This window comes from Nonomuraea sp. NPDC049784 (assembly GCF_040659615.1).
Classification (GTDB): Bacteria; Actinomycetota; Actinomycetes; order Streptosporangiales; family Streptosporangiaceae; genus Nonomuraea.
On sequence record NZ_JBFAMX010000001.1, the window covers coordinates 123,465 to 134,895 of the forward strand.

Annotated in this window: 9 protein-coding genes; 6 read left to right on the plus strand and 3 right to left on the minus strand. The window is 68.2% G+C overall.

Annotated elements, in window-relative coordinates; genetic code table 11:
- The first annotated feature begins 5 nt into the window (after positions 1 to 5).
- The 4 genes from AB0J09_RS00565 to AB0J09_RS00580 all read left to right on the plus strand — a co-directional run bounded on the left by AB0J09_RS00565 (position 6) and on the right by AB0J09_RS00580 (position 5,156).
- Complete coding sequence (locus AB0J09_RS00565) at positions 6 to 2,687, plus strand: cellulose binding domain-containing protein (RefSeq protein ID WP_360682939.1); 2,682 nt, start codon at positions 6 to 8, stop codon at positions 2,685 to 2,687.
- Between the two features lie 112 nt (positions 2,688 to 2,799).
- The gene (locus tag AB0J09_RS00570; protein WP_360682959.1) at positions 2,800 to 2,976 is read left to right on the plus strand and encodes a hypothetical protein; all 177 of its coding nucleotides are present in this window, start codon (positions 2,800 to 2,802) and stop codon (positions 2,974 to 2,976) included.
- Between the two features lie 568 nt (positions 2,977 to 3,544).
- Positions 3,545 to 3,922, plus strand: coding sequence for a hypothetical protein (locus AB0J09_RS00575; RefSeq protein WP_360682941.1), 378 nt, complete (start codon positions 3,545 to 3,547; stop codon positions 3,920 to 3,922).
- 43 nt (positions 3,923 to 3,965) lie between these two features.
- The gene (locus AB0J09_RS00580) at positions 3,966 to 5,156 is read left to right on the plus strand and encodes a serine hydrolase domain-containing protein (protein WP_360682943.1); all 1,191 of its coding nucleotides are present in this window, start codon (positions 3,966 to 3,968) and stop codon (positions 5,154 to 5,156) included.
- Here AB0J09_RS00580 and AB0J09_RS00585 read toward each other — a convergent pair.
- The 3 genes from AB0J09_RS00585 to AB0J09_RS00595 are packed head-to-tail and all read right to left on the minus strand — an operon-like array spanning position 5,146 to position 8,709.
- Entirely contained in the window at positions 5,146 to 6,063 is a 918-nt protein-coding gene (locus AB0J09_RS00585; RefSeq protein WP_360682945.1) for a carbohydrate ABC transporter permease, read from the minus strand. The genes AB0J09_RS00580 and AB0J09_RS00585 overlap by 11 nt on opposite strands.
- The gene (locus AB0J09_RS00590) at positions 6,060 to 7,031 is read right to left on the minus strand and encodes an ABC transporter permease subunit (protein WP_360682947.1); all 972 of its coding nucleotides are present in this window, start codon (positions 7,029 to 7,031) and stop codon (positions 6,060 to 6,062) included. Before AB0J09_RS00590 ends, AB0J09_RS00585 begins: the two co-directional genes overlap by 4 nt.
- Before the next feature lie 40 nt (positions 7,032 to 7,071).
- Complete coding sequence (locus tag AB0J09_RS00595; protein WP_360682949.1) at positions 7,072 to 8,709, minus strand: extracellular solute-binding protein; 1,638 nt, start codon at positions 8,707 to 8,709, stop codon at positions 7,072 to 7,074.
- 176 nt (positions 8,710 to 8,885) lie between these two features.
- On the opposite strand from AB0J09_RS00595, the gene AB0J09_RS00600 reads away from it, so the two are divergent.
- Positions 8,886 to 10,085, plus strand: a complete 1,200-nt coding sequence (locus AB0J09_RS00600) for an ROK family transcriptional regulator (RefSeq protein ID WP_360682951.1) — start codon at positions 8,886 to 8,888, stop codon at positions 10,083 to 10,085.
- A 98-nt stretch (positions 10,086 to 10,183) separates the two neighbouring features.
- On the plus strand, positions 10,184 to 11,431 hold a 1,248-nt coding region (locus AB0J09_RS00605), incomplete at its 3' end, for a glycoside hydrolase family 3 N-terminal domain-containing protein (RefSeq protein WP_360682953.1).

Below are 11,431 nucleotides of genomic sequence, written 5' to 3' on the forward strand. Positions count from 1 at the left end.
CGCGCATGCGAAGAAGATTATTCGTCCTGCTGACGACTGCGGCCGTCCTGCTCGTGGCGGCGGTCGTGCGGATGTCGCCGGTCTCGGCCGTCGCCTCGGACCCGTACGCGTACAAGAACGTCAGGATCGACGGCGGCGGCTTCGTACCCGGCATCATCTTCAACCCGACGGAGAAGAACCTCATCTACGCCCGCACCGACATCGGCGGGGCGTACCGGTGGAACCAGTCGACCAAATCCTGGACCCCCTTGCTGGACTGGGTCGGATGGGACAAGTGGGGCTACAACGGCGTGATCAGCCTCGCTACCGACCCCGTACAGACCAACCGGGTGTACGCCGCCGTCGGCATGTACACCAACAGGTGGGATCCCAACAACGGCGCGATCCTGCGTTCGACGGACAAGGGCGACAACTGGCAGGTCACGCCGCTGCCGTTCAAGCTCGGCGGGAACATGCCCGGCCGTGGCATGGGCGAGGCGCTGTCGGTGGACCCGAACAACAACAGCGTCCTCTACTTTGGTACCCCCAACGGCAACGGGCTGTGGCGCAGTACCGACTACGGCGCCACCTGGGCCAAGGTGGCCAGCTTCCCCAACGCGGGCAACTACGCCCAGGACCCGAACGACTCCAACGGCTACCTGAGCCACAAGCCGGGCGTGGTCTGGGTGACCTACGACCCGCGCTCGTCCACCAAGGGCACCGCCACCAAGACCATCTACGTGGGCGTCGCCGACAAGGAGAACAGCGTCTACCGCACGACCGACGCGGGCGCCACCTGGTCGCGCGTGGCCGGCCAGCCGACCGGCTACCTCGCCCACAAGGGCGTGCTGGACACGGTCAACGGCTACCTCTACATCGCGACGAGCGACACGGGCGGCCCGTACGACGGGGCCAAGGGCGACGTGTGGCGCTACGCCACGGCGACCGGCACCTGGACCCAGATCAGCCCCATCCCGTCCTCGAGCTCCGACGACTACTTCGGCTACAGCGGCCTGACCATCGACCGGCAGAAGCCCGGCACGATCATGGTGGCCACGCAGATCTCGTGGTGGCCGGACGTGATCTTCTTCCGGTCCACGGACTCGGGCGCGACCTGGACCCGCGTGTGGGACTGGACCTCGTACCCGAACCGCAGCTTCCGCTACAAGCAGGACATCACGGAGGACCCGTGGCTGACGTTCGGCACCAACCCGCAGCCCCCTGAGGTCACGCCGAAGCTCGGCTGGATGACGGAGTCCCTGGAGATCGACCCGTTCGACTCCAACAGGATGATGTACGGCACCGGCGCCACGGTCTACGGCACCGAGGACCTGACCAAGTGGGACTCGGGCACCCAGTTCACCATCAAGCCCATGGCCAAGGGCCTGGAGGAGACGGCCGTCCTGGACCTGATCAGCCCGCCGAGCGGCGCGTCCCTGGTCAGCGCCCTGGGCGACATCGGCGGCTTCCGGCACACGAACCTGGACGCCGTACCGTCGATGATGTTCACGGCTCCCATCTTCACCACGACCACCAGCCTCGACTACGCGGAGAAATCACCGTCGATCATGGTGAGGGCGGGCAGCTTCAAGGACGCCGACCGCCCGAACGACAGCCACGTGGCCTTCTCCACGGACGGCGGCGCCAACTGGTTCCAGGGCACGGAGCCGGGCGGCATCGACGAGGGCGGCACGGTGGCGGCGGCCGCCGACGGCTCCCGCTTCGTCTGGGCGCCGAAGGGCGTCACGCCGGTCTACTCGGTGGGCTACGGCAACTCCTGGCAGCAGGCCTCCGGCCTGCCCACCGGCGCGATCGTGGAGTCGGACCGGGTCAACGCGTCGAAGTTCTACGGCTTCAACGGCGGCCGCCTGTACGTCAGCACGAACGGCGGCGCGGCCTTCACCGCCACCGCCGCCACGGGCCTGCCGACCAGCGGCAAGGTCAAGGCGGTCCCGGGCAAGGAGGGCGACCTGTGGCTGGCCGGTGACGGCGGCCTGTGGCACTCGACCGACAGCGGCGCGTCCTTCACCAAGGTGTCCGGGATCACGAGCTCGGTGAACGTCGGCTTCGGCAAGGCGGCGCCCGGCGGGACGTACATGGCGGTCTTCACGGTTGCCACGATCGGCGGGGTCACGGGCCTGTACCGCTCGGACGACGCCGGGGCGAGCTGGGTGCGCATCAACGACGACAAGCACCAGTGGGGCAACATGGGCGAGGCCCTGACGGGCGACCCGCGCGTGTACGGCCGGGTCTACGTCGGCACGAACGGCCGCGGCATCCTGTACGGCGACCGCACGGGCCCACCGGTAACCGTCACGCCCACCGTCACGCCCACGGTCACCCCGACCGTCACGCCCACCGTGACCCCCACGGTCACGCCAACGGTGACGCCGACCACCGGGTCGGGCTGCACGGCGACCTACAAGGGAGTGAACGAGTGGTCGGGCGGCTTCCAGGCGGAGGTCACGGTCAAGAACGCGGGCACGGCGCAGATCTCGGGCTGGAAGGTTACCTGGACCTGGGCCGGAGACCAGAAGATCACCCAGCTCTGGAGCGGCACCCCGACCCAGACGGGCGCCAACGTCAGCGTCGCGAACGCCGGCTATAACGGCTCCCTGGCACCGAACGGGACGACCACGTTCGGCTTCACCGCCACCTACACCGGGACCAACACCCCACCCGCCACCCTCACCTGCACCCCAGCGTAAGCAGGCGACCCCTGGGAGGCCCTGCGCCGCCTCCCAGGGTCACCCCTGGGGGAACGGCATCGGCCTCGAACTCCGGAAGGTCCTCCTGGCCCACCCCGCGGCCACCCGCCTCCTGCCTGGCAGGGTCCCCTTCGGTCCGAACGGGCTACGGCTGGCCGACCACATCGTCGGCATCCTGCGCCAGGCGGGGTTCGACAACCGCCTGTCCGGCTACGGCTATCTGCTTCTGCTCTTCTATGAGCTGGGCCTCGTCGGAATCCTCAGCGAACTCGACCGCCAAGGTCAATGACGTCATCTTCCTCCAGCGGCCGCCACTCCTGCGCGAGCGGACGGCCAGGCTGGTGGTTGGATCAGGCGTCGTTCAACGACGACGGCTGCGGCGGTGACTGGAACGGCTACTGCTGTCGCTGTTGATCCTCCGCCTGCGCGGCCCCACCGGATTGGGCGGAGGCTCGGCGGGCACAAACAGGCAGATTCTCGCAGCCGACATATAACGCGGGAAGGTCACGGTCTCGCCCCCTTTGAGAGGTTGATGGGGGTATTCCCGATCAACCGTGTGGACATACTCCCCAAATGCCAACATTACGCCTAAAACGGGCATAACTATGGTTTGCGCACCGCTCCTTCGCGTTCCCGGTACGCCCCCATGTCGTCGAGCGGGCGGCGGGAGGCGGTGACCGGTCGAACGGCGAGCGGAGGCCTGTCGGCAGAAAAGCTCGTCTCTCTTGTAGACGATGTTTCCTTCGCGCGCTAACGTTGTCTTCGTCGGAGACGACGTTCCGGCGCAAGATCTCCACATCGGGCGTGGTAGTACTTGAAATCCGCGAAGGAGGCCGCACAGACAAGCAGGTGCACCCATGACCGAGCGCTACCTCGGTGTCCTCGGCATCGCCGAAGCCCTGAGCGTGAGCCGTCATGCGGTGCACAAGTGGCGCAGCCGCTATTCGGACGACTCCGATCACCCGTTCCCCGTGCCGGACGTCGAGGTCGACGGAGCTCCCGGCTGGCGGCCCGATCGGCTGACGGAGATCGTGCAGTGGCGCGAGCGGCTGCCTGGCCGCGGCGCGGGCGGGGGCCGTCCTTCTCTCGCGCGTCAGGAGTACCTCAAGGAAGCGGGGTTGCGCGGCCTGACCCGGGACGAGGCCATACGCGCGCTCGCCGCGTTCAGCGAAGAGTTTCCCGAGATGACCGAGCCGGAGATCTGCGCCTGGCTCGTCGGGAAATGGCGCGGCTGAAACCCTTCCCCAATACCCCCATCAGCACAGAAGGCGATGACGCATGCCCGAAATCGGCGGAGACACCGCACCGGGATTCGAAGCAGTACGCGAAGCGTTCGCGGCCGATCTGGCCGGCGAGCAGGAAACAGGTGCCGCGGTCAGCGTCTACCTGCACGGCCGGAAGGTCGTCGACCTGTGGGGCGGGATCGCCGACCCCGGCACCGGCCGTCCCTGGGAGCGCGACACCCTGCAACTCGTCTACTCCACCACGAAGGCCGTCACGGCGACCTGTGCTCTTCTGCTGTCCCAGCGGGGCGAACTTGATCTCGACGCGCCCGTGGTGGAGTGCTGGCCGGAGTTCGCGGCCAACGGAAAGGGCCGCATCCCGGTCCGCTGGCTGCTCACTCACCAGGCCGGGCTGCCCGCGATCGACCACCCGATCACTCCGGAGGAGGCGATCGCCTGGGAGCCCATGGTAACCGCGCTGGCAGCCCAGCGCCCGTACTGGGAGCCGGGCACGGAGCACGGCTACCACGGGCTCACCTACGGCTGGCTCGTCGGAGAGGTCGTCCGCCGGGTGTCCGGCCGCAGTATCGGCACGTTCCTGGCGGAGGAGATCGCCGCACCGCTCGGGCTGGACCTGTGGATCGGACTGCCGGAAACCGAGCAGCACCGGGTCAGCCGGATCATCGACACCCCGCCCGACTTCGAGGCCATGGGCAGGATCGACCTGAACGCCCTTCCTGAACCCATGCGCGAGGTCCTGGCGGCCTTCGCCGACCCGACGTCGTTGACCAGGCGCTCGATCGGCGTCGTCACGCCCCCGCTGGACCACAACAGACCAGAGGAGCAGGCCGCCGAGATGCCGGCCACCAACGGCATCTGCACGGCCCGTGCCCTGGCCCGCTTCTACGCCGCGCTCATCGGCGAAGTCGACGGGCACCGCATTCTCACGCCCGGCACTTTGGCCGCCGCGACCGCGGAACAGGTCAGTGGCATCGACCGCATCCTGCGCGTGCCCGTCCGCATAGGCACCGGTTTCGGCCTCCCGACACCGGACGCGTTCTGGTACTCCCCGACCGCCTTCGGATTCCCCGGCCGAGGCGGGTCGCTCGGCTTCGCCGACCCGGCGACCGGCGTCGCGTTCGGCTACGTCATGAACCACGTCGTGGAAGGGGTTCCGGACCTGAGGGCCGCGAACCTCGTTGCCGCGGTCCGGAGCGCGATGGGCGCCGGAGCGGTCAGCCCTTGATGGCGCCCACGATCACGCCCTTGGTGAAGTGGCGCTGGACGAAGGGGTAGATGATCAAGGCGGGGACCACGGCGATCACCACGATGGCCATCTTGATGGCCAGGGTTGGCGGTGCGTCGCCTGTCACGCCTGCCGTGGCGCTCGGCAGCGGGTTGGAGTCCACCACGTACTGGCGCAGGATCAACGCCAGCGGCCATTTGCGGGTGTCGTCGATGTAGAGCATCGCGTTGAACCACGCGTTCCAGTAACCGACCGCGTAGAACATCGCCACCACCGCCGTCACCGCCTTCGACATGGGCAGGACGATGCGCCACAGGATGCGGAACTCGCCGGCCCCGTCGATGCGGGCGCTGTCCAGGATCTCCCCTGGGATGTTCATGAAGAACGAGCGCAGCACCACCACGTTGAACGCCGAGACGGCACTCGGCAGGATCAGCGACCAGTAGCTGTCCTTCAGACCCAGGCCGCTGACCATCAGGTAGACGGGGATGAGGCCCGGGAAGAACACGAACATCAGCAGGACGCTGAACAGCAGCGGGCGGTGCAGGAACGAACCCGGGCGCGAGAGCGAGTACGCCCCCAGGATGCTCACCCCCGCGCTGATCAGCGTCCCCACGATCGTCACGCCGGTGCTGACCAGGACGGCCCTGCTGACCACGGTGTCGGAGAAGATCTGCCGGTACGCCTCCAACGTGATCCCGTCCGGCACCAGCACCAGCCCGCCCACGCGGTTGACCGTGGCGGCCGAGCTGAGGCTGGTCAGGACGATCGTGTAGAGGGGGCCGAGGACGACCACGACGATCAGCGTCACCAGGGTGCCCTTGCCGAGCTGGCCGACCGGCGACGGGCGTTCTTCCCATGGAGCCAGGCGGCCGCCTCTGCGCGGGCGTGATGTCAGGACGGTCATGATCGTGAATACACCCCTCGCTCGCCGAGCGCGTGCGCGACCCGGTTCGCCGCCATGATGAGCAGCAGCCCGACCAGGCCCTTGAACAGCCCGGCCGCCGCCCCGTACCCCAGGTCCCCGGTACGCATGCCCGACCAGTACACGAACGTGTCGAACACCTCGGACGCCCCGCTGCCGACGGCGCTGCGTTGCAGCATGAACTGCTCGAACCCGACGTTGAGCGCGTCGCCGAGGCGCAGGATCAGCAGCAGCACGACCACCGGGCGCAGCCCCGGCAGCGTGATGTGCCACATGCGCCGCCACCTGCGCGCCCCGTCCACGGCGGCGGCCTCGTACAGGTTGGGGTCGATGGTGCTGAGCGCGGCCAGGAAGATGATCGCGCCCCAGCCCGCGTCCTTCCAGATCGTCTGGGACGTGATCAGCAGGATGAACGTGTCCGAGTTCGTCATCCAGTCGACGCCCTGGTGGCCCTGCTCGCGGAGGATCTGCGCCAGCAGCCCCGCGCCGCCGAACATCTGCTGGAAGACGGCGATGACCAGCACCCAGGAGAAGAAGAACGGCATGTAGACCACGCCCTGCACGAACGCCCTCAGCCGGGCCGAGACGATGCTGTTGAGCAGCAGCGCCAGCATGATCGGCACGGGGAAGTAGAAGATCAGCTGGAAGGCGGTGATGGACAGGGTGTTGCCGATGGCGCGCAGGAACTGCGGGTCCTGGAAGAGCAGCGCGAAGTTGGTGAAGCCGATGATCGGGCTGCCGGCGATGCCGTCGGTGTACGGGTTGTAGTCCTGGAACGCGATGACGTTGCCGAGGGCCGGGATCCACCAGAAGGCGAGGACGAGCAGGAGCATCGGGAGGTTCATCACCAGCAGCGGCCAGTCCCGGCGGAGCTTGGCCCTCCAGGTGAGCTCCTGCGGGGCGGCCTTGCTGGGCTGCGGAGCCGTCCTTCTGGCCGTGATCACACCCATGACAAGCCTCTTGTCGTGGTCGCGCGAATTCTCAGGGGTCTCACAGTCGGCCGTTCTCCCGCGCGACCTTCATGTAGAACTCCCGGGCCTCGTTCCCGCCCTGGTCCTGCCACTCCTTGACGACGCTCGGCCACTCGGAGACCGGCCGCTTACCCCGGTAGATCTCCTGCATCTTGTCCTCGATGGGCGTGACGAGCCCGGCCATCTTCGACGGCGTCTCCACCCGGAGACCCACGAACGGGTCGTTGGACAGGAGCTTCGCGGCGTTCACCTCCCAGTCGTAGAGCGACTGCACGAGGTCCCTGTACTGGCTCGTCGCGTTGGCGTTGGGCCGCCCCGACAGGAACATGTACGTGGGCGCGACCTCCTTGCGCCCGAGCGCCGTCGTCTTGATGACGCCGTTCTCGACCGTGTAGTGCTTGCCTTCGACGCCGTTGGAGACCAGCTCGTACTCCTGCGTCCCGAACGGCGCCGAGGTCCAGTTGGCCAGGGCGAGCAGCTCGCGCGTGCGCGCGTCCCCGAGGCCCTTCTTGATGAAGGCGAACATGCTGGCGGGCTCGTTGCGCCACACGATGGGCGTGCCGCCGGCGTGCTGCGGGTAGGGGTTGACGATCTCCATCTTGAACTTGGGGTTGTCCGGCAGGAAGCGGTCGAGGTTCTCGTGCCAGGCGCCGAGGCCGTCCCAGTAGATGATCATTTGGCCGCTGCCGGAGATGGCCTTGTTGTCGGCGTTTTTGTTGGCCACGACGTCCGGGTGGACGTACCCGTTCGAGAAGAGCTTCGCCATGAACTCGACGTGGGCGGCCCATTCGGCCGTCTCGTACTTGTACTCGAGCGTGCCGTCGCTCTTCTTCCGCCACTCGCGCGGAGCGCCGAAGGCGCGCTGGACCTCCTTGTCGAGGCCGCCGAACGCCCAGCGCTTCTTCTTCGGGTCCGTGATCGCCTTGCCGAGCGTCAACAGGTCGTCGGCGCTCTTGGGATGCTCCAGGCCCAGGTCCTTCAGGATGTCCCCGCGGACGAACGTGGCCTGCGGGAACGGGTCGTTCTGCCAGGGGATGCCCTGGAGGATGCCGCCGAAGACGCTGTACTGCCAGGCCGCCGTGTCGTAGTTGGCCAGCAGAGGGAACTCCTTGGCCTTGTCGCCGGCCAGGTAGGGGCCCAGGTCGGCGAAGAGCTTGTTGGCCGCCTCGGTGAAATGGGCGATCTTGATGAGCTCCCATTGGGGCACGCAGACCATCTCGGGCACGTCGCCGCTGGCCAGGACGGTGCTGAGCTTCTGCCCATACGTGTTGCCGTCCGAGATGTTGAAGCGCACGACGCCGCCGAGGCGCTCGGTCATGTAGTCGTAGTAGGAGTTGCTGCCCGGCCCGGGCGGCACGGTCCCCCACAGCGGCGTCATCGCGGTCACCTCTTTGCCGCTGGTCAGCGGCTTGGTGGTGACGGCCTGCACCATGTTGGCCGGGCGGGTCAGGAAACCGGGCGCGACGAACTCGTTGCCCGGCAGATCCGGCTTGAGCCCGGGGATCTCGAACGGGACCCTGTTGGGCACCAGGCTCTTGAGCTTGTCGGCCGCGACGGCCGTACCCTTGGACAGCTCCTTCTTCTCGGCGCAGCCCGCCACCAGAACACTCGCACCGACCAGACCGAGGAATCCGCGGCGAGTCGTGTTGGTCGCCATGGCTCGCTCCCTTCTTTCCGAGTAGGGATGGCCTCTAAAAAATTAGTTGGTATTCCGACCAAACAAATTAGTAGACTGTGACCGCAGCCACAAGGGATCGCGACGGTCACAGGTTGGTGAAGGGAGCCCACGATGCGGCATGCTGGGGTCATCTCTTGGCGGGAACGGGGCTGATATTGATCACTTCTACGACCGGCCCTCAGCCGGCCGACTTCGCCGACGTACGGGCCACCAACCTCGCGGTTGTGCTGCGGTTCGTCCGGGAGCACGCGCCCTGCTCGCGGGCCGACATCGCGGCCTCCACCGGGCTCAACAAGGCGACGGTCTCCAGCCTGGTCGCGGACCTCATCGACCGGCGGCTCGTGCGTGAGACGGGGCTGACGGAAAACCGGGTCGGCCGGCCCGCCACGATGCTGGTGCTGGACGGCTCGCCGTACGCCGCCATCGGCGTCGAGATCAATGTCGACTACGTGTCCGCCGTGGCCACCGACCTGGCGGGGGAGCGGCTGCTGACGTGGCGGCGCGCGTTCTCGGGCGGCGACTCCGTCAACCAGGGGGTGGCGAGCGTCGGCGCGATCATCAGGCGCGTGGTCAACCGCATGGCCAAGGAGGAGCGCCAGGTCCTGGGTCTCGCCGTGGCCGTGCCGGGCCTGGTCGACGTGCAGGGCACCGTACGCATCGCGCCCAACCTCGGCTGGCGCGACGCCGACCTCGGCGGAGACCTGGCCAAGGCGCTGCGCGATCCCGGCTTCCCCATCCAGGTCGACAACGACGCCAACCTCGCCGCCCTGGCAGAGCAGCGCTTCGGCGCGCACGCCGGGGCCTCCGACCTGATCTACCTCACCGGAGAGATCGGCGTGGGCGCGGGCATCATCCTCGACGGGCGGCTGCGCCACGGCCGCCTCGGGTTCAGCGGCGAGATCGGCCACGTCCAGCTCGACCCCGACGGCCCCGCGTGTCACTGCGGGCGCCGCGGCTGCCTGGAGGTCATGGCCGGGATCGGCGCCGTGCTGGGCAAGGATCCGTCTCCGGCCGAGATCCAGGTCGAGATCGAGGATTCCGTACGCCTGGCCCGCGCCGGCGACGCGGGCACCCTGGCCACGCTGGAGTCGGTGGGCCGCAGCCTCGGCAAGGGCGTGTCGATCCTGGCGAACCTGCTCAACCCCGAGGTGGTGATTCTCGGCGGCTACTACGTCCCGCTGGCGCCGTGGCTGCTGCCCGCCGTCCAGGACGAGATGGACGACCGCGTGATCGCTTCGGAGGCCGGTGGCTGCCAGGTCGTGGCCTCGACGCTGGGCCATGACGCGGCGGCGCTCGGCGGTGTCGCGAGGGTGCTGGACTCCATAGATTCGGGGAGATTGCCCCGAGTCCCTTGACCTTGGTCACGGAGGCGTGCACTCTTCAGTCAATCCACCGAAATGTCCGCGTAACTTCGCCAGGCCGGTCGTCGAAGCGCTTCGACACTCTCAGAGGGATGACCATGCAAGAATCCTTCCGCGACCCAGCGGTTCCGATTCCCGACCGGATCGACGACCTGGTGCGCCGGCTCACCCTCGAGGAGAAGGTCGGCCTGCTGCACCAGTACCAGGCGCCGGTCGAGCGATTGGGCCTCGACGCGTTCCGCACGGGCACGGAGGCGCTGCACGGGCTGGCCTGGCTCGGGCCGGCCACCGTCTTCCCCCAGGCCGTCGGGCTCGCCTCGACGTGGGACCCCGACCTCGTGCGCAGGGTGGGCGAGGCCACCAGTGACGAGGTGCTGGCCTTCCACCACAAGGACCCGGCGGGCGCGGGCCGCAACGTGTGGGCTCCCGTGGTGAACCCGCTGCGCGACCCCCGCTGGGGGCGCAACGAGGAGGGCTACTCCGAAGATCCGTGGTTGACCGGCGTCATGGCCGCGGCTTACGCGCGCGGGCTTGGTGGGAGCGCTCCCGAAGTTCTCAAGACCGCCCCCACACTCAAGCACTTCCTCGCCTACAACAACGAGACCGACCGCTGCACGACCTCCAGCAACCTGCCGCCGAGAGTGCTGCACGAGTACGAGCTGCCCGCCTTCAGGCCCGCCATCGAACAGGGCGTGGCCGTGGCCGTCATGCCGTCGTACAACCTGGTCAACGGCCGTCCTGCCCACCTCAGCCCGCTGATCGGGCAGGTGCTGCGCGCGTGGGCGCCCGACGACCTGCTGGTGGTCAGCGACGCGTACGCGCCGGGCAACCTCACCACGCTCCAGGGGTACCACGACACGTTGCCTGAGGCGTACGCGCACGCGATCAAGGCGGGGCTGGACAGCTTCACCCAGGACGACGACCGCTCCGAGGCCACGCTCGGCCACCTGCGCGAGGCGCTCTCGAAGGGACTGCTGAGCGAGGAGGACATCGACGGGGCCATCCGCCACGCGCTGTCGATCAGGTTCCGGCTGGGGGAGTTCGACGCGGCGACGCCGTACGACGACGTCAACGGCAACGTGGTCAACTGCCCCGAGCACCAGGCGCTGGCCAGGGAGGCGGCGCGGCGCTCGTTCGTGCTGCTGAAGAACGACGGGGTGCTGCCGCTCGAAGGCGTGACGAAGATCGCGGTGATCGGGCAGCTCGGCGACGCACTCATGGAGGACTGGTACAGCGGCACGCTCCCGTACGCGGTCACCGCCCGCCAGGGGCTGGCCGAGCGGTGCGAGACCGTGTTCTGCGAGGCCGTCGACCGGGTGACGTTGTCGTCGGAGGCCGGG